This is a genomic window from Pseudomonas sp. Eqa60 (genome assembly GCF_018326405.1).
Taxonomy (GTDB): domain Bacteria; phylum Pseudomonadota; class Gammaproteobacteria; order Pseudomonadales; family Pseudomonadaceae; genus Aquipseudomonas; species Aquipseudomonas protegens.
In genome coordinates this window covers 3,412,309-3,430,969 of record NZ_AP024342.1, presented here as the reverse complement: position 1 = coordinate 3,430,969, position 18,661 = coordinate 3,412,309, and the positions used below count along the sequence as shown (strand labels likewise).

The window sequence follows — 18,661 nt, the reverse complement described above, 5'->3', positions numbered from 1 at the left end:
CATCAGGCTCTAGGGCAGCCGCCATGGCGGGCGCCCCTAAGGCAACGAACTAAAGGCTGCGGTAAAGCCGTTCCAGGCCCTCGGCCAGGCTGCTGGGCGTGCCCAGGTCGAAGCGCTCGCGCAAGCGGCGGTTGTCGGCCTTGGAATGGCGGATATCCCCGGAGCGGGTCGCGCCGTGGCTCACCTGCAGCGGCTTGCCGCTGATCTGCTGCAGGGCGCCAATCAGATCGTTGAGGGTGGTCACCCCGCCGAGCCCGACATTGGTGGCATCGGCTGCCGGCGCGGGGCATTCCAGGCCCTGCACCAGGATCTTCACCAGGTCCGCGACATAGACGAAGTCGCGGGTCTGCCCGCCATCGCCGAACAGGGTGATGGGCCGCCCGGCCTTGGCCCGCTCGCTGAAAATGCTGATCACCCCGGAATACGGCGATGAAGGGTCCTGGCGCGGGCCGAAGATATTGAAAAAGCGCAGGATCACCGGTTCCAGCCCATGCTGGCGGCGGTAGAAGTCCAGGTAGTACTCGCTGGCGAGCTTGTCCGCCGCGTAGGGCGTGAGGGGAGATTTAGGGGTGTCTTCGGCAATCGGCGTGCCCTCGCCGTTATTGCCATAGACCGCCGCACTGGAGGCGAACACCACGCGGCGGATACCGGCCGCGGTCATCGCCTCGCACAGGCGCAGGGTGGCGATGAAATTGCTCTGGTGGGTGGCCACCGGGTCTTCGACCGAAGCCTGGACCGACGCCACAGCAGCCAGATGCACCACGGCATCGCAGCCCTGAACGGCATCCGCCAGAAGTGCCGCATCGGCGGCATCCCCCACCAGCAGTTCCAGGCCAGCATCGCCCATGGGCAGATTGCCGACCTTGCCCGTGGAAAGGTCGTCCAGAACCCGCACCGCATAACCCTTGGCCAGCAGTGCATCCACGAGGTGAGAACCGATAAAACCAGCGCCCCCAGTAACCAGTACCCGTTCGGCAGACATAGATCATTCCAAAGAGAAATATCGCGGCTACGCCGTCTGAAGCTAGCACAGCCAACGGATCAGCCCTGGCTACTTGCCATCCTGGCCGTCATGTTTTTAGTGGCTGCTCTGCGCCATAGGCTGTTTCGCCTATTTTCGGAGCAGAGTTCAGCGCTTTGGCGTCAAAAAAACTCAAGATAATCAATCGCTCAGCGCCGACATACTGGGTCAGAAAAGCAAAATCGTCAATAATGCGTCGATATTTGTCGATTATTTAAGCGCCGGGAAAAATAGGTCAATATATTGACCTGCCTGGCATAAAGCGCTGAAACCGCCGCCGTAGCTGGCCACATGCCATTGACGCAAGGGCTCGGCAGTGCTCATATGCGCGCCAGTTTCAGGTGTCCCATGCCGCCGTGCATGGGGTTAAACGGGAAGCCGGTGCGTCATTTCGATGATCAGTCCGGCGCTGCCCCCGCAACGGTAAGCGAGCGAAGCATTCGACAGACCACTGTGCCAAGGCATGGGAAGGTGAATGCCTCATGACCCTCGCAAGCCCGGAGACCGGCCTGCAACTTCGTTTGACAACCCCGCGGTGGGCGGGCGCAGTCCGGTTTTCGTGGGCGCGGCTGCCCGCGATTCCCTATGCGTTGTTCCCTCCGGGATTCATTCATTCCTTACAAGTAGTAGGAATCGCATGTCCCGCACCTCCTTGCTGCAACACCTGGCGAGCCCCTCGCTGTGTTTCACCCTCCTGCCTTGCATGGCCTACCCGGCCCTGGCACAGGCTGAACAGAAAACCTCCCTGGTCTTGCCCGAGACCCAAGTGAGCGGAGTCTCCAGCGCCCCGCAAACCTCTCTGGACACGCCCCTGCCCGCCGGCTCGCGGCTGAACCTCACGGCCCTGGAGACTCCGGCCAGCACCAGCAGCCTGGGCAACGACGCCATCAGCAACCGCAACAACCTCACGGTGCAGGATGCCGTCACCCGCTCCCCCGGCATCACCAGCATCGCCACCCCGGGCAACGGCAATACCGCACTGTCGGCCCGCGGCTTTACCGGGCACTCCTCGGTGATGACCCTGTTCGACGGTGCGCGCCTGTACACCGGCGCCGGCAGCCAGACCTTCCCGGTGGACCCGTGGATGGTCGAGCGCATCGACGTGATCCGCGGCCCAGCCTCGGTGCTGTACGGGGAAGGCGCCACCGGCGCGGTGATCAACGTGATTGCCAAGAAGCCCTTCGACGGTGAGATCCACAACCGCCTGCGCCTGGGCTATGGCTCCCATGATCGCCAGCAACTGGGCCTGGACAGCGGCGGCTCGCTGACCGACACCCTGAGCTACCGCCTGACCCTGAACCAGCAGCAGAGCAATGGCTGGGTCGACCAGGGCCAGTCACGCAGCCTGGCACTCAGCGCGGCGCTACGCTGGCAAGCCACCGACGACCTCGGTTTCACCCTGGCCCATGAACGCGGTGAAAGCGAACCCGCCAGCTATTTCGGCACGCCGCTGATTGCCGGCCAATACCGCGACAGCCTGCGGGCCAAGAACTACAACCTGCGCAACGCCGTGCAGCGCTACAACGACGAATGGACCCGGCTCAACACCGACTGGACCCTGAGCGACAACCTCAGCGCCAGCAACCAGCTCTACTACATCAAGAGCCGCCGCCACTGGCGCAACGCCGAAGCCTACAACTGGGTCAGCTCCCGGGAGCAGTTGCTGCGCGGCGACTACCTGGAGATCAAGCACGATCAGGAGCAGATCGGCGATCGCCAGAGCTTCACCTTCAACCACTCGCTGTTCGGCCTGGACAGCAGGACCGTGGTCGGCCTGGAGTACAACAGGATTCGCTTCGGCGTGGCCAACAACTCGCCCTACAAGGATATCGGTAGCGACTATATCGACCCGTGGAACCCTGCACCGGGCTACTTCCAGAGCCGCTCGCCCTTCTCGCCCCAGACCGACAGCAGCACCCGCACTTTCGCCCTGTTTGCGGAAAACCGCCTGCAACTGTCGGAGCGCTGGTCGCTGGTGACCGGCATCCGCCGCGACCAGAACCATATCGATCGCAGTGATCTGCGCGCCGGCACCCGCACCGATCGCAGCCTCACCGGCGGCAACTGGCGCGCCGGCCTGGTGTTCGCGGTCACCGATCAACTGTCGCTGTACGGCCAGTACTCCACCAGTGAAGACGGGGTCAGCAACCTGATCAGCCTCAACCCGAGCCAGTTGCAGATGGACCTGACCGAAGCCAAGCAGACCGAGTTCGGGCTCAAGCAGCAGTTCTGGAGCGGCCGTGGCGAATGGACCCTGGCGGCCTACCACATCGTCAAGAAAAAGCTCTTGACCACCGATCCGGTGACCCGCCTGGCGCAGCAGGTCGGCCAGCAATCCGCCGACGGCCTGGAAACCTCGCTGGAGCTGGCCCTGGATCACGGCTGGCAAGTCTCGGCCAACGCCTCGGTGGTGCGTGCCGAGTACGATGACTTCGATGAGGTGGTCTCTGGCAAAGCGGTGTCCCGGGCCGGCAATCGCCCCACCAACGTGCCGCGACGCACCGCCAACCTGTGGCTGAACAAGGCCCTGGCTCCGAGCCTGGAAGCCGGCATGGGCCTGCGCTACGTCGATGCGCGTTATGCCAACACCGCCAATAGCGTCGATGTACCCGGCTACACGGTGCTGGATGCCAACCTCGGCTGGCAGGCCCTGCCCGATGTGCGCCTGGGCCTGCAGGTGAACAACCTGCTGGACCGGCGTTATGCCGCGGCGCAACAGAACAGCGGCCAGCAATGGCTGATGGGTGAACCGCGCTCGTTGTTCGTCACCACCGACTACAGCTTCTGATCGAGGGGTTGCCGCAAGGCCCTGGGCTTTGCGGCGCCATTTCAGGCGTGCAGTGAGTTCGCCAGCCACTGGCCCGGGCCAGCGTCGGACAGCGACCAATCGACACTTGCACCCACGCAGTCGATGGATATCCTGAGCGCCTTTGTCCCTGCACTGCCCGCGAGAGCCCCATGCCCTGCCTGAATGCCCGAGATGTCTGCCAGCGCCTGCGCGATGCCGCCCTTGGCGTTTACCCCCTACGGCCCGGCGCCAGCCATTCGGGCGCTGGCCAGGTGCAGGTGGATATCGAGGGTTGGCAGTTGCTGCTGGATTTCGATGGCCGGCATCTGCATCACTGCCAGAGCTGCCGCAGCGCCGAAGGCGATGTCTGGCAGCTCGATACGCGGCAACGCTTCGGCACCGACCCGGTGAGCCTGCTCAGTACCTGGGAGCTGGCGCAGATCGAGAAGTTACTGAAAGAGGCGGTTTAACACGGCTGGCTACAGGCATTCCTGGGCCGCGCGTTCGAAGCTCGACGGGGCGAAGCTGGAGGCCAGCAAGTGCCGCTCGTAGAGGAACACCTTGCCGCCATTGGGCGCCTTGTAGGCTTCCAGTACGTTGTCTGCCGCCACCTTGCTGGCAACGACAATGCGAAAACCGCGCTGGGTCTGGGAAACCGTCGGGCTCTGGGCGTTGCCTTGCAGCTTGGGCACCACGCACTCGGCATATTCGGCCGGGGTTTTCCGGGTCTGCATGACCAGCGTCGGGTCGTTGGGCGCGGTGGCGCAACCGGCCAGCAGCAAGGTGGCCAGGGTCATGGCGGGAGCAAATAGAGGGCGCATCGGTAAGTCCTGAAAATGTACAGCCTGGTTCGGTGCGCAACGGTTCAGCGTCACGGGCGCTGCCGTTGCGGTCATGGTTTTGGGTCGGGGGCGATTGTCCATGGTTGGCGCCCAAAGCAGAACTTGCGTTGCTTGATTGTCACTATTACTTGAACCGATAGTTGCCCCCCGGGCAGACTGCCCGGCAGCCCGACTACAACTAAAAAAAGGATTTCCCCATGCGCACCTTTGACTTGATTCGCGACGCCGTCCTCCCGGAATTCCGTGAGCGGGTGGCGGACTACCTGGTGGAGTACGAACAGGTGCTGGGTGACAGCAGCGCCGACCCGCAAAGCCTGCGGATCGCCGCCTATCAATTGCGTGGCTACCTGCGTGGCCTGAACACCACCCGGGTCCTGGGCATGGCCGACTGGGAAGAGCTGGACCGGCGGGTGCTGGAGACATGGCTCAACCACTCGCAGTGACGTAAAGACACTCAAGGATGACATCGGCGAATACAGCCATTACCGAGTCGCTCCAGGCGTTATCGGCCCCCTGCCATTTCTACTTCAATTTGGAGCCTCGTCTTTATGAGTAGTGGATTTGTTTACATCATGATCAACCCGGCCATGCCTGGATTAGTCAAAATCGGATTAACCGAGAGAACGTCTGATGAGCGGGCCAAAGATCTACGAAGTACGGGGTTGCCGACTGATTTCATTACCGTTTACGACGAGCTTGTGACTGACTGCAAAACTGTTGAAAAACGGATGCACACGCGTTTTGACTCTTTTCGCTATCAACCGAATCGCGAGTTTTTTGAAATTCCAGTCAGGCAAGCGATACGTGGATTAATGGAGGAATCCGTCGGATATCTCGTGCCTCGGATCGGGACAAATTGTGGTGTGGAAATACTCCCTGACTTGAAGAAGAAGTACCCGGACTACCTGAAGCCGGACTTCCACTCGATTAAACTTACTCATAGCGACGGTGTTGTTTATCTGGAGTCGGTGCGTTATCGCCATTCCGGTTTGAAGGACGAAATCATTGAGCGAACAGACCTGAGCTTCATCGACGGCTCGACAAGCGAAATGTTCCCGGCCTCGAGAAGTCCAATGGACAATGCTCGCCTCTTTGTGCATCAACTCGATGAGTACTCAATGATTCATTGCACAGACCTGTTCACTCATGAAGCCTGCATGGACATAGCGCAAAGGCATAAGTCTTAAATTGAACTGTCGCCTGACTGATCTTTCCGACCAACCGTAGCGAGTGCGACCGCTGCGCCCTTACACAAATCAAGAGACCCCCATGGCCAACCAAGACCTGAGCTTCACCCCCGACCCGGACGCCGATTCCATTTCCTCCGACGTGGTCGGTTTCAACGGCATCCTGGTCTCCACCCAGATCCCCACCCGCGCCGACGGCAGCCTGGAACTGGGGGACATCACCCTGCAGAGCGAATGCACGCTGCAGGCGCTGAAAGTGGCCCTGGAGCGCGCCGGCAGTTCCATGGACCGGGTCATGCACCTGACCATCTACCTCACCGACATGGCCGATCGTGCGGCATTCAATGCGGTCTACCAGCGTTTCTTCGCCAAGCCCTGGCCGGTACGTGCCGCGGTGGGCGTGGCCGCCCTGGCGGTGGAAGGCATGCGCGTGGAAGTCACGGCAATGGCCGCAAAGGCCTGAGGCAGCGCGTCAATCGGCGGCCTCGCGCAAGGCGTGGCCGCCACCTGGCAGCACACGGGTGCCGGGCAAGCGTTTCGCCGCTACAATGCGCGCCTTGACCCTGATAAGCCTGACTAAAAAAACATGTCCTTGCCCAAACATCACCTGGAACTGCTCAGCCCTGCCCGCGATGTGAGCATCGCCCGCGAAGCCATCCTGCATGGCGCCGATGCGGTGTACATCGGCGGCCCGAGCTTCGGCGCCCGCCACAACGCCAGCAACGAGGTGGGCGAGATCGCCCAGTTGGTGGAGTTCGCCCGCCGCTATCACGCCCGGGTGTTCACCACCCTCAACACCATCCTCCACGACAACGAGCTGGAACCGGCGCGCAAGCTGATCCACCAGCTGTATGACGCGGGGGTCGATGCGCTGATCGTCCAGGACCTGGGGGTGATGGAGCTGGATATTCCGCCCATCGAGCTGCACGCCAGCACCCAGACCGACATCCGCACCCTGGAGCGGGCGAAGTTCCTCGACCAGGCCGGTTTCTCCCAGCTGGTCCTGGCCCGCGAGCTGAACCTCAAGGAAATCAGTGCCATCGCCGCTGAAACCGATGCCGCCATCGAGTTCTTCATTCACGGCGCTTTGTGCGTGGCCTTCTCCGGCCAATGCAACATTTCCCACGCCCAGACCGGCCGCAGCGCCAACCGTGGCGACTGCTCCCAGGCCTGCCGCCTGCCCTACACCCTGAAAGACGAGCACGGCGGCGTGATCGCCTATGAAAAGCACCTGCTGTCGATGAAGGACAACAACCAGAGCGCCAACATCCGCGCCCTGGTGGAAGCCGGCGTGCGCTCGTTCAAGATCGAGGGGCGCTACAAGGACATGGCCTATGTGAAGAACATCACGGCCTACTACCGCCAGCGCCTGGACGCGGTTCTGGAAGATCGCCCCGACCTGGCTCGCGCCTCCAGCGGCCGTACCGCGCATTTCTTCGTGCCCGACCCGGACAAGACGTTCCACCGCGGCAGCACCGACTACTTTGTCAGCGAGCGCAAGATCGACATCGGCGCCTTCGACTCGCCGACTTTCACCGGGCTGCCGGTAGGCACCGTGGAAAAGGTCGGCAAGCGCGACCTGCAGGTGGTGACCTTCGAGCCGTTGTCCAATGGCGATGGCCTGAACCTGCTGGTCAAGCGTGAGGTGGTGGGTTTCCGCGCCAACATCGCCGAGGCCCGTGGCGAGTTCGAAGAAGATGGCGAGAAACGCTACCGCTATCGGGTCGAACCCAACGAGATGCCCGAAGCCCTGAGCCGTCTGCGGCCCAACCACCCCCTGAGCCGCAACCTCGACCACAACTGGCAGCAAGCCTTGACCCGCACTTCCGCCGAGCGGCGCATCGGCCTGTCCTGGCTGGCACGCCTGAGCGAAGCACGGCTGGAACTGACCGCCACCAGCGAGGAAGGCATCAGCGCCAGCGTCGCCCTGGATGGCCCGTTCGGCGTGGCCAACAAGCCGGAAAAGGCCCTGGGGCAACTGCAGGATCTGCTGGGCCAGCTGGGCACCACCCATTACCACGCCACCAGCATCAAGCTGGACGCGCCCCAGGCTTACTTCATCCCCAACTCCCAGCTCAAGGCCCTGCGCCGGGAAGTCATCGAAGCCCTGGACGCCGCACGCATCGATGCCCACCCACGGGGCTCGCGCAAGGCCGAAAGCAGCCCGCCGCCGGTCTACCCGGAATCGCACCTGTCATTCCTGGCCAACGTCTACAACCAGAAGGCCCGGGATTTCTACCACCGTCACGGGGTGCAACTGATCGACGCGGCCTTCGAGGCCCATGAAGAGCACGGCGACGTGCCGGTGATGATCACCAAGCACTGCCTGCGCTTCTCCTTCAACCTGTGCCCCAAGCAGGCCAAGGGCGTGACTGGCGTGCGCACCAAGGTGGCACCGATGCAACTGGTACACGGCGATGAAGTGCTGACCCTGAAATTTGACTGCAAGCCGTGCGAAATGCATGTGGTGGGCAAGATCAAGGGTCATATCCTCGACCTGCCGCTACCGGGCAGCGCCGCCGAGGCCGTGGTCGGCCATATCAGCCCCGAAGACCTGCTCAAGACCATTCCCCGCGCTCCGCACTGAGTGACCGGCGAGCGTGGCACCCAGGTGCCGCGTTCGCTTGCGCGGCACACCGGCCAGCTGGCGCCCATAGGCCGGTAGCGTTGTGTCCCGCAGCGCAGGCAGCGAGCCTGCGCCCTCAGGAGCCCGGATTGGTCACCTGGATATACACCGCCCAAATCCCCAGCAGCAGCCAGAACGCCGCGAACAACCAGGGCGAACGCATGGAAAACAGCAACGACTTGCGATAGCCCTTGTGGCTCGACTCGCTTTCGCAGAACAGCGGCGATTCATCATAGGCCAGGCCCATCACCGGTTCGCTGTGCAGCAGGTGGCTCTGCTTGAAATGCCAATGATCGATGATCTCGTAGGCGGCCCTGATGCCTGGCCAGGCATTGAGAGAGCTGAGGATCCCCAGCAACGCCAGGAAAGGCGGCACGGACAGAGTAAACAGCTTGCCCCATTCCGGATTGAGATTGGCCATGCACGAAGCGAAGGCGATTACCAAGAATGCCTGGGCCGTCAGGTAGGCATCGGTGCGGTTGGCCAGGATGCTGGTTTCGTATTGGATCTCCCGGCGATAGAAGTCCAGCCGTTCCTTGGGCGAGCCGAACATCTTGGCGTTGTGCTCGGTCAGCTCGGCTTCGTCCACATGGGATGTAAGAATTCTTGGCATGTCGTGATCAACCCTTCAGCGGGTTTGCCCCCCGTTTTCAGCTTCTGCCGCGCTCGGCCGGCGCGTCCCGGTTCAGGGCCTTGGGGCCGACCATCAGCCATAGCAACAGCCCCAACAGCGGCACGAAGATGATCACCACGATCCACAGCCCCTTGTTTTCTGCCCGCGCACCGCTGCGCAGCAGGCTTCTGATGGCCCAGATCTCGGCCAGCAGCACGATCACGGCCAGTACGATCAACAGGTATTGCACTTGCATAAGATTCCTCCCGGTCTGTACTGCCTTAGTGCGGTGCAGGCGACGAGGGTTCACAAAGATTGCCGTGGGCGTTCATGGCGCAGGAAAGATCAGCGTCCTGTGACATCCGGATTGAATTTAACCGCTGTGGCAGCGGTCTATAACGCGCCTCTTCATCGGCAAACAGGTATAGTTGCCGGCTTTATCGGCCTGGCTAACGCCGAAGTTTCGGGCCCCCTGGCCCCGTCAAGACATAGTGGATGTCGCGTGTTCGCAAGATTGCTTTTCATCGCATTGCTCCTGACCCTGTCAGCCTGCAGCTCCAGCCCTTCCAACTCCGGCCCCCTCAAGGCCGGCGAGTACCGGGTCAAGCGCGGCGACACGCTGTATTCCATTGCCAGCCGCAACGGCACCAACTGGAAGGAGGTGGCGCGGCTCAACGGCCTCAAGGCGCCTTATACCGTGGAGGTCGGCCAGGTGTTGCGGGTAGGCGGCGCGGCCAGGGCCACCCGGGTGGTCAGCAGCAAGTCGCGAACCACCGCCAGCAAGGGCCGAACAGCGCCCCCGGCCCCTGCCCCCATGCCCAAGGTCACCCTCAAGGGCTGGAGCTGGCCGTTGCGCGGAGTGCTGATCGGGCGCTTCTCCCCCACCGGCAAGCTCAACCAGGGCATCCGCATCGCCACCACCCAGGGCCAGCCGATCCACGCCACCCTGGGCGGCAAGGTGGCGTTCGCCGGCTACATGCGCGGTTACGGCAACCTGATGATTCTCCAGCACGGCCCCTCCTACACCAGCACCTACGCCTACAACAGCCGGCTGCTGGTCAAGGAAGGGCAGATGGTGATCAAGGGCCAGAAGATCGCCGAAGCCGGTTCCCAGGACACCGACCGCGCCCAGCTTTACTTCGAGATCCGCGCCAACGGCGTGCCGGTGGATCCGCTGCGCTTGCTGCCGCCGGGCTGAGCGAGTGACTGGCCTCGCAGCGCTCCTGCCCTCGATGTCCTCGAAAACCGCGCCCGCGCTGAATGCTGGGGTTTAGCAGGATGGTAAGCGCAACCTTCTTGATGCTTGCCATAGCGACTCTGTAGTGGCCGATGAGTTCGGCGCAAGCAATTGACGCGGGGCGCGTCAATAGCTCAAGGCCTGGAAACGAGCATCAGTGCTCACGCCTGTCACTGCCGCTCTAGATGGTGCTGCGGGTCGGCGGCAGCGTCGGCTCGCTGGCCTCATCATGAAAGGCGTCCTCTGCCGGCTCGCGGGAAGCAATATGCAGGTCCAGCTTGCGCTGCACCTTGAACAGCTCGGCGTCGGTGCGGATCCCCAGCTTTCTGAACGCGGCCTGCTTCTGCCCGCTGATGGTCTTGATGCTGCGGGAAAACTTGCTGGCGATCTGCGAGATCCGCAGGCCATCCAGAAAGCAGCGCAAGACTTCGTTCTCCTTGGGGACAGGGTCTCAAGGCTGGTCAATGGCGGGCTGCCCGGCTCGGCGGCGGGGCCGATTGGCGGGTGCTGCACGGCGAAAGCCAGCAACGGCGACAGATAGAGCCGCTTGCTGGCTACCGTGCGGATGGCCGGAATCAGGTCGTCCAGGGATTGTGATTTGCCGAGAAAGCCATTGGCTCCGATATCGATGATCTGCTTGACGAAAAACGGCGTCTCGGTGGCTGAGGACACCAGGATCAGCAAGTGCGGGTATTTATTGCGCAACAGGCGGATCAGGCGCAGGCCATCCAGGTCGCATTCCTGCAGCTGGTAATCGAGCACCAGCAGGTCCAGTTCGGTATCACGCAGAGCCGAGATCAGCTCGCCGCTGCTGGCATACAAACCCACCAGCTGGAAATCCGCCACGCTCTGCAGCTGTAGCTGCATTGCCATGCGAATCAATGCGTGATCGTCCAGCACTGCGATGCGCAAGGGCTTGTTAACGACAAGTGACATAGCGCCTCCAGAACGTTCGATGGTGGTCTTCAGAACTGGATATTCCATCCTCTCAAGCCTCTAGTCCGAGTGGTCCTGGCCCACCGACCGTCACGGCCTTGCGACAGTCTTTCAGGTCACCAGTGCCGGGTACTCTAGAGCGCCGGCCGCCTCGCCATAACAAGAAACGTCTTGAAGTTTTCCAAAGAAAATCTTGAATCGAGGGCGACGCGGCCTGTTCGGCTAGGCGTCGTAGAGTGGCTTTTCCATGCTTGCCCGGCCATCGCTGAGCATGGCATAGCGCTCGCCACGGGCCAGGCTTCGCAGCGCATCAGCGTAGTCCGGCAAAGATTGCGTCTTGGCCATCACCCCATGCGCGCCCACGGCCTGTAGCTGCGAGGCAATTACAGGGTCGGGACGGTTCAGCAGCACGAGAATTTTCAGATTGGGGTAGCGGGTGATCAAGTTTCGTACCAGATGAACCGGGTCGCGATCCATCAGGTGGCCGATCATCAGCACGTCCAGTTGGTTTTGTTCCAGGGCCTCCAACATGTCGGCGAAATTGAAGAACTCGCTCAGGCACAGAACCGACTGCCCGGACAGATGCTTGAACAGGCCGTGGCGGACAATATTATGTTGCTCCAGTACCCCTACCCTTAACTTCAACATCGCTTGGTTCGACCTCAGGAAAATAGTTGGCCATCACACTGCTGGCACAGTGCACTAGAATGCCGCCCGCCACTCAGGCTCGCCCTGTGCCTGGCTGAATGACAGGGCAAGATAGGCTCTGCGTTGTGGATGGGCTTTAGGAATAGTCTTGAATTGCATTTACCCAATCGAGATCGGCGCCAAGAGCCCGTCAACCCGAAGCAATGGATTCGAAAACAGGAATTTTCTTGGCAGTACTCAGGTTGCTTCCTGCTAGCCTGCCAGTGACATTCTGATGACCCTGAAGGGCTTATTCGGCATCATTTTCTTATTTGAACTTTCCGCAAATCCGCCCTAGGTCAGAGAAAATTCTCAACCAGCCTCAGATTTCATCAAGGCGCTGACCGTTATTGGCTCACTTAATTACCTAGATATTTTGATTCTGGATAACCTGGCATGAGTAAAAGTGTACTGATCGTCGATGATCACCCGGTCGTCTGTGAGGCGATTCGCAAAACCCTGGAGACCCAGGGCTACACCATTGTTGGCGAAACGGCCGACGGTATCAGCGCTCTGAACATGATCCTGTCGCTGAGGCCCGACATCGTGATCCTGGACGTCAGCCTGGAGAAAATGGACGGCCTTACGGTGCTCAAGCGCATCGCCCAGGCGAACCTGGATGTGCGGGTGCTGGTGTTCACCGCCCAGTCCGTCGACACCTATGCCATGCGCTGCCTGCAGGCCGGAGCCAGTGGTTTCGTGAGCAAGAACGAACCCCTGACCAAACTGCTCAAGGCAGTGGACACTATCGTCGAGGGCTATGTTTTCTTCCCAAAGAAGTCGATGCCGTTCAGCGATGGCGGCCGCGGCAAACACAGCAGCGACGTCCTGGCGGCGCTGACCAATCGCGAACTGGAAGTCCTCAAGCTGCTCGCTGAGGGTCTGACCAATCTTGAGATCGCCGAGAAACTGCACCTGAGCAACAAGACCGTCAGCGGCCACAAGATCAATATCTTGAGCAAGCTTGGGGTCACTTCGGTGGTGGATCTGGTGAACATCGCCAGGCAGAACGAACTGGTCTGAGTAACCTGATGTGAGGTTACTGCCACGTCCGCTGTTTTTCATACTGATATTGTGGTTGGCCCTGCCGGTATTCGCGCAGGACAGGGTGAAGATCCGTGCCCGCCAGCCGCTGGACTTCCTCGATATTCGCCCCAGCATCGATGAACAGACCTGGCTGCGTAACAAAGAGGCCCTGTTGGTCGGCATCGTCAGTGGCGACCTGCCCCCCTACCGGGAAATCAATCAGCGCCATGAACTCGAAGGCATAGGAGCGGACTATCTGGGGGCCTTGCAGCGCGAGCTGGCGATCCCCGTGGAAGTCCGCACCTACCCCAATACGGATGCCGCCTATCACGCCTTGCGCAGGGGCGAGGTCGATCTGGTAGACAGCGCTACCCAGGTGGAAGCAGAGGATTACCAGGTCCGGCTGAGCCCAAGCTACGCGGTCACCGAACTGGCCCTGTATGCCGAGAGCGGTGATCTGCGGGACTACCGCGCGAACATCTCCAGGACACGGATCGCCGCCACCCGCGGCATGGCCCTGGAGCTCTATCTGCGCACCGGTGGACGGGGCCTGATCCAGCTGTACGATTCCCCCCGCGCCGCCATGGGCTCGGTACTCGATGGCGACGCAGACATCTACCTGGGGGACTCGCTGTCTACCGGCTATCTATCCAGCCAATTGTTCAGCGACCAGTTGGTGATCAGCCACAGTGCACGGTTGCCGGAAATCCGGGTCGGGTTTGCCGTGGCCCGTGACAATACCCACCTGCAACAGTTGCTCGAGCGAGCCCTGGGCGGCATCAAGCGCTGCCAGGTGATATCGGCGCTGCAGATGTGGGGCGGTACGGGTAACTGCGACTCCAACAGTTTTCGCGAACGCCTGGACGCCGATCAGCGTCTCTGGCTGGAGCATGCACCGCCGGTGCGGCTGGTGATCAGCGACGACCTGGCGCCCTATGCGTTTTTCAACAGCCGCGGGCTGTTCAACGGCATCGCTTCGGACCTTCTGGACCTCATCCGACGCAAGAGCGGGCTGCGCTTCGAGGTCTCCCGGGTCGGCTCGCTCAAGCAGGTCGACACCCGCCTGCGCGAAGGCCGTGCAGACCTCAGCATACTGGCCCGCGCCAACCCCAGGCGTGCGTCCTACCTGTACACCCGGCCCATCGTCACTACGCCCTATGTGATTGTGCGCAAGACCGACGCACCGCCCCTGGCACCGCTGAACCGCGACTCCATCGGCTCCGTGGCGCTCGCCTCCGGCTACCTGCAGAGCGAGGACCTGCGCGAGCGCTATCCACGGCTATGGGTCCAGCAGACATCCACCGTTGCCGAGGCCCTCAACCGGGTGCGCCAAGGCAAGGCGGACTTCACCCTGGCACCAGCCAACCTGGCCAACTACTACCTGTCCTTCAGGCTCCAGAACAGCCTGAAGATTCACGGCATGATGCAAGGCCAGGAAGCCCGGATCGCCTTCGCCGCACCGCAAAGCCAGCAGCAACTGATCGCCATCATCGACCAGGCCATGGCCGAGATCAGCCCTCAGGAATACCTGCAGGTCCTGGGTCGCTGGCGCGCCAGCGGCAGCACCGACGACAGCTACTGGAAAGGTGTGACGGCCTTCACCTGGAAAATCCTGGGCGGCCTGGGCCTGATGCTGATGCTGGCGGCCTGGTGGATTCTGAGCCAGCGACGACGGATCATTCGCAAGCGCCTGGACCTGCTGCAGCGCCAGTTGATCCTCGACCAGTTGCGCGATGCCAAAGAAGCCGCCGAGCATGCCAGCCGCAGCAAGACCGTGTTCCTGACCACCATGAGCCATGAGATCCGTACCCCCCTGAGCGCCATCGTCGGCATGCTGGAGCTGGTGCTGACCCGTGACAACGACCGCGAACTCAATACCCGTTCCGTGCATATCGCCTACGAGTCGGCGCAGAACCTGCTGGCGCTGATCGGCCATATCCTGGATATCTCGCGGATCGAATCCGGGCGCCTGACCCTGCGCCCGGAAGCCGCCAGCCTCAAGGACCTGATCGAATCGGTGGCCAATGTCTTCGATGGCCTGGCCCGCCAGAAGCACCTGGACATCCACCTGCAGTTCGATGCCTGGGCCACCGCGCAAGTGTGGATCGATGGCCTGAAGTTCAAGCAGATCATCTCCAACCTGCTGAGTAACGCGATCAAGTTCACCGAACAGGGCGAGATCCATATCCGTTGCGTGGGCCAGGTGAAAGATCAACACTTTCTCGACTTCCATGTCGAAGTGATCGACACCGGCCCGGGCATTCCGGCTTCGCAGATCCAGAAGATCTTCACCCCGTTCTTCGAGGTCGACAGCGTGGTCAGCAACCCCAACGCCGGGTCGGGGCTGGGCCTGTCCATCAGTCATTCGCTGACCCAGTTGATGAACGGCAGCCTGCAAGTCCAGAGCGAACTTGGCGTAGGTACCCGCATGACCTTCAAGGCCTGTTTTCAGCGCGTTGCCGACGAGCGCAGCAGCGCCACCGACAGCGCGGAACAAGCGGTGCTCAACAGCACCGACCAGCCCCTGTGCGTGTTGATCGTCGAAGACCACCTGCCCAGCCAGTACCTGCTCAACCAGCAGATCAACTACCTGGGACACGAGGCCCTGATCGCCTACAACGGCCTGGAAGGCCTGGCCATGTGGCAGGAGCATGACGTGGATATCATCATCACCGACTGCAACATGCCGCAGATGAGCGGCCATGAGATGAGCCAGGCGATCCGGCGCATGGAGGGCCAGATGGGGGTGCGCCCCTGCACCATCATCGGCCTGACCGCCAGCGCCCAGCTTGAGGAACTGGAGCGCTGCCTGGCTTCGGGCATGGACAGTGCCCTGGCCAAGCCGATCAGCCTTGCCGGGCTGAACCGCCTGATCCCCAAGCTGAGCCTGACGCCCCCCAGGCGCAGAGCGCGGTGCCGTCGTTGAACGGCGACATCCACGCCGCTCTGGCCGAGCACGTGATCAACAGCAACAACGAGGAACTGCAGGCCTTGAGCAAGGCCCTGGCCAGTGGCAATCGCCAGGCCCTGAAAGCCATCGCCCACAAGCTCAAGGGCACGGCCTACCTGCTCAATACCCAAGGTTTGCTGGAGCTGTGCGTCAGCCTGGAAGAGCTGGTGGCCGAGGCGGCCCAGGAGCAGCAATTGTCCAGCGCCGTGGCCCGGCTGGATCAGGCCCTGCGCGACCTCAACCAGTCATTGCAAGTGTACTGAGGGCTTGCCCGCAAGGCCCGGGCGCACGCCCTAGCGACGCGCCACGGCACTGCGTTTCAAGGTCTGGCTCGGCAGCTCCTTGAACAGCGCCCGGTAACTGCTGGAAAACCGCCCCAGGTGCCAGAACGACCAGTGCATCGCCACCTCGGCCACCGTGGTCTCAGTCGGCCCTCGGCTGAGCAGTTCGCGGTGCGCGCTGTTGAGCCGGCGCAGGCGCAGCCATTGGCTGGGGGCCATCCCGGTAAAGGCCTTGAACGCACTCTGCAACTGGCGCAGGGACACTCCGGCTACCTGGGACAGCTCCAGCAGGTTGAGGGTTTCCTCGGGCACGTCGGCGGCCCACTGCGCTACCCGTTGCATGATCCCCCGCTCCTCGCTGCGCCGTTGCAGGCCGCCGCGGTCCAGGCGCACGCAGGCGTTGTCGAGGATGTACAGGCAGTCCTCCAGGAGTTGCTGGGTCAGGGCTTCGCGGCTGGGCGGGTCGAGGGTCTGGGACAGGCGGGTCAGGGTCGAACTCAGCCAGCGGCAGAACAAGGCGTTCTGCTGGCTGTTGAGGGGCGCCATGAACAGCCCGTCGAGGCGCTCCACACCCAGGCCGTGGCCGCGGACGAACTCGGGGCCGAACACCACCGCCACTTCCTGGTAGTTCTCCGGGGTGATCCAGATGTTGCGGCTCTCGCCGTTGAGCACGTACAGCGCGTTGTCGCTGCGGTCGAAACAGAACGCCAGGGCGCCTTGGGGGGCACTGAAATTCTGCTCGACCCGGGTGTTCATGCATTCCTCGTAGATCTCCACGCCCTGCAGGTCGAGGTAACGCACCAGACCGTTGAAATGCCCGGGGGACATCTGCTGGTAGTGCTGGACCCAACCCGGGGTGGCACGGATCTGATCGGCGACATCGAAGGTGTTGAAGGCTTGAACCTGAAGCGGATTGGACGCTGTCATCGGGGGACCTTGCGCACTCTTTTGGTGCGCTTTGGTGCTGCTTAAAGTGGATAGATGGAACAACAAGGCTCGCCCAAGATAGTCGCCAATGCGCCGCAGGGGAAGCCTTGCCGGGATACTCCCGCTCACCTCGGTGCAGACAAAACCAATCATCGAGGTCTTTATGAACGCCCCTTTCGATCAGCTTTCCTCCTGGCTGAAAGATCACAAGATTACCGAAGTAGAGTGCGTGGTCAGCGACCTGACCGGCATTGCCCGCGGCAAGATCGCGCCCACCAACAAGTTCCTACATGAGCGAGGCATGCGCCTGCCGGAAAGTGTCCTGCTGCAAACGGTAACCGGGGATTTTGTCGACGACGACCTGTACTACGAACTGCTGGACCCGGCCGATATCGACATGGTCTGCCGCCCCGACTCGTCATCGATCTACCTGGTGCCCTGGGCCATCGAACCCACCGCCATCGTCATCCACGACACCTTCGACAAATTCGGCAACCCCATCGAACTGTCGCCGCGCAACGTGTTGAAGAAAGTGCTGCAGCTGTACACCGACAAGGGCTGGAAGCCGATCGTCGCCCCGGAAATGGAGTTCTACCTGACCCAGCGCTGCGAAGACCCGGACCTGCCGCTCAAGGCTCCCCTGGGCCGCTCCGGCCGAGCGGAAAGCGGTCGCCAGTCGTTCTCCATCGATGCCGCCAACGAATTCGACCCGCTGTTCGAAGATGTCTACGACTGGTGCGAAGCCCAGGGCCTGGACCTGGACACGCTGATCCACGAAGACGGCCCGGCGCAGATGGAAATCAACTTCCGCCACGGCGACGCCCTGGACCTGGCGGACCAGATCACCGTGTTCAAGCGCACCCTGCGCGAGGCGGCGCTCAAGCACAACGTCACCGCCACCTTCATGGCCAAGCCGGTGGCCGACGAGCCCGGCAGCGCCATGCACCTGCACCAGAGCGTGGTGGACATCGACACCGGCAAGCCGATCTTCGTCGATGCCAACGGTGAGAAAAGCAAGCTGTTCCTGCACCACATCGGCGGCCTGCAGAAGTACATCCCCAAATTGCTGCCGATGTTCGCCCCCAACGTCAACTCGTTCCGCCGCTTCCTGCCGGACACCTCGGCCCCGGTGAACGTCGAATGGGGTGAGGAAAACCGCACCGTGGGCCTGCGGGTTCCGACCGCAAGCCCCGACGCCATGCGCGTGGAAAACCGCCTGCCCGGCGCCGACGCCAACCCCTACCTGGCCATTGCCGCCAGCCTGCTGTGCGGCTACCTGGGCATGGTCGAGGGCATCGAGCCCAGCGCCGCGGTGGAAGGCCGGGCCTACGAGCGGCGCAACCTGCGCCTGCCGATCACCATCGAGGACGCCCTGGCACACATGGAGGACTGCCCGACCATCGAGCAGTACCTGGGGCGCAAGTTCGTGCGCGGCTACGTGGCGGTCAAGCGTGCCGAACACGAGAACTTCAAGCGCGTGATCAGCTCCTGGGAACGCGAGTTCCTGCTGCTCAGCGTCTGACAACCCGCATTCTGCAAT

At 62.1% G+C, this 18,661-nt stretch carries 18 protein-coding genes, 1 pseudogene and 1 riboswitch; of the genes and pseudogenes, 11 read left to right on the top strand and 8 right to left on the bottom strand.

Going from position 1 to position 18,661, the window contains the following annotated elements:
* Positions 1-49 precede the first annotated feature (49 nt).
* Entirely contained in the window at positions 50-982 is a 933-nt protein-coding gene (locus KI242_RS15695; RefSeq protein ID WP_212806356.1) for an NAD-dependent epimerase/dehydratase family protein, read from the bottom strand.
* Between the two features lie 361 nt (positions 983-1,343).
* A riboswitch (cobalamin riboswitch) is annotated at positions 1,344-1,549 on the top strand.
* Positions 1,550-1,658: 109 nt separating this feature from the next.
* Here KI242_RS15695 and KI242_RS15690 point away from each other — a divergent pair.
* A complete protein-coding gene (locus tag KI242_RS15690) occupies positions 1,659-3,809 on the top strand; it encodes a TonB-dependent siderophore receptor (RefSeq protein ID WP_080644455.1) in 2,151 nt (716 codons plus the stop codon).
* A 170-nt stretch (positions 3,810-3,979) separates the two neighbouring features.
* On the top strand, positions 3,980-4,279 hold the full coding sequence (locus KI242_RS15685; RefSeq protein ID WP_015635587.1) for a hypothetical protein: 300 nt from the start codon (positions 3,980-3,982) through the stop codon (positions 4,277-4,279).
* Between the two features lie 9 nt (positions 4,280-4,288).
* On the opposite strand, the gene KI242_RS15680 is transcribed toward KI242_RS15685, so the two are convergent.
* Positions 4,289-4,630 (bottom strand): lipoprotein, encoded by a 342-nt coding sequence (locus KI242_RS15680; protein ID WP_015635586.1) that lies wholly within the window; start codon positions 4,628-4,630, stop codon positions 4,289-4,291.
* A 218-nt stretch (positions 4,631-4,848) separates the two neighbouring features.
* On the opposite strand from KI242_RS15680, the gene KI242_RS15675 reads away from it, so the two are divergent.
* The 4 genes from KI242_RS15675 to KI242_RS15660 all read left to right on the top strand — a co-directional run bounded on the left by KI242_RS15675 (position 4,849) and on the right by KI242_RS15660 (position 8,425).
* A complete protein-coding gene (locus KI242_RS15675; RefSeq protein ID WP_015635585.1) occupies positions 4,849-5,094 on the top strand; it encodes a hypothetical protein in 246 nt (81 codons plus the stop codon).
* 105 nt (positions 5,095-5,199) lie between these two features.
* Positions 5,200-5,838, top strand: a complete 639-nt coding sequence (locus KI242_RS15670) for a GIY-YIG nuclease family protein (RefSeq protein WP_123473375.1) — start codon at positions 5,200-5,202, stop codon at positions 5,836-5,838.
* A gap of 82 nt (positions 5,839-5,920) precedes the next feature.
* Entirely contained in the window at positions 5,921-6,301 is a 381-nt protein-coding gene (locus tag KI242_RS15665; protein ID WP_015635583.1) for a RidA family protein, read from the top strand.
* A gap of 123 nt (positions 6,302-6,424) precedes the next feature.
* Positions 6,425-8,425 carry a U32 family peptidase gene (locus KI242_RS15660; RefSeq protein ID WP_015635582.1) on the top strand — a complete coding sequence of 667 codons (2,001 nt, stop codon included), beginning with the start codon at positions 6,425-6,427 and terminating at the stop codon, positions 8,423-8,425.
* A gap of 115 nt (positions 8,426-8,540) precedes the next feature.
* Here the strand turns inward: KI242_RS15660 and KI242_RS15655 are convergent, their stop codons facing one another.
* Positions 8,541-9,077: a hypothetical protein gene (locus KI242_RS15655; RefSeq protein WP_011061248.1), complete on the bottom strand. Its 537-nt coding sequence runs from the start codon at positions 9,075-9,077 to the stop codon at positions 8,541-8,543.
* A gap of 37 nt (positions 9,078-9,114) precedes the next feature.
* Positions 9,115-9,333, bottom strand: a complete 219-nt coding sequence (locus KI242_RS15650) for a PLDc N-terminal domain-containing protein (protein WP_015635581.1) — start codon at positions 9,331-9,333, stop codon at positions 9,115-9,117.
* Positions 9,334-9,579: 246 nt separating this feature from the next.
* Here KI242_RS15650 and KI242_RS15645 point away from each other — a divergent pair, with 246 nt between their 5' ends.
* Positions 9,580-10,275 (top strand): peptidoglycan DD-metalloendopeptidase family protein, encoded by a 696-nt coding sequence (locus KI242_RS15645; protein ID WP_172621746.1) that lies wholly within the window; start codon positions 9,580-9,582, stop codon positions 10,273-10,275.
* A gap of 220 nt (positions 10,276-10,495) precedes the next feature.
* Here KI242_RS15645 and KI242_RS31815 read toward each other — a convergent pair whose 3' ends face one another.
* The 3 genes and pseudogenes from KI242_RS31815 to KI242_RS15635 all read right to left on the bottom strand — a co-directional run bounded on the left by KI242_RS31815 (position 10,496) and on the right by KI242_RS15635 (position 11,898).
* Entirely contained in the window at positions 10,496-10,738 is a 243-nt protein-coding gene (locus tag KI242_RS31815) for a hypothetical protein (protein WP_244868207.1), read from the bottom strand.
* A gap of 200 nt (positions 10,739-10,938) precedes the next feature.
* A pseudogene (locus KI242_RS31810) lies at positions 10,939-11,181 on the bottom strand (response regulator); the annotation flags it as partial.
* 291 nt (positions 11,182-11,472) lie between these two features.
* Positions 11,473-11,898: a response regulator transcription factor gene (locus KI242_RS15635; protein WP_015635578.1), complete on the bottom strand. Its 426-nt coding sequence runs from the start codon at positions 11,896-11,898 to the stop codon at positions 11,473-11,475.
* A gap of 435 nt (positions 11,899-12,333) precedes the next feature.
* Here KI242_RS15635 and KI242_RS15630 point away from each other — a divergent pair, with 435 nt between their 5' ends.
* From KI242_RS15630 to KI242_RS31805, 3 genes are all read left to right on the top strand, one after another.
* Positions 12,334-12,960, top strand: a complete 627-nt coding sequence (locus tag KI242_RS15630; protein ID WP_015635577.1) for a response regulator transcription factor — start codon at positions 12,334-12,336, stop codon at positions 12,958-12,960.
* 85 nt (positions 12,961-13,045) lie between these two features.
* Positions 13,046-15,889: a transporter substrate-binding domain-containing protein gene (locus tag KI242_RS15625; RefSeq protein WP_244868206.1), complete on the top strand. Its 2,844-nt coding sequence runs from the start codon at positions 13,046-13,048 to the stop codon at positions 15,887-15,889.
* On the top strand, positions 15,877-16,176 hold the full coding sequence (locus KI242_RS31805; protein ID WP_244868205.1) for an Hpt domain-containing protein: 300 nt from the start codon (positions 15,877-15,879) through the stop codon (positions 16,174-16,176). The genes KI242_RS15625 and KI242_RS31805 overlap by 13 nt, the downstream gene beginning before the upstream one ends.
* 30 nt (positions 16,177-16,206) lie before the next feature.
* Here KI242_RS31805 and KI242_RS15620 read toward each other — a convergent pair whose 3' ends face one another.
* On the bottom strand, positions 16,207-17,121 hold the full coding sequence (locus KI242_RS15620; RefSeq protein ID WP_011061242.1) for a helix-turn-helix domain-containing protein: 915 nt from the start codon (positions 17,119-17,121) through the stop codon (positions 16,207-16,209).
* A 163-nt stretch (positions 17,122-17,284) separates the two neighbouring features.
* Between KI242_RS15620 and KI242_RS15615 the strand changes: the two genes are divergently transcribed.
* Entirely contained in the window at positions 17,285-18,643 is a 1,359-nt protein-coding gene (locus KI242_RS15615; RefSeq protein ID WP_011061241.1) for a glutamine synthetase family protein, read from the top strand.
* Positions 18,644-18,661: the final 18 nt, after the last annotated feature.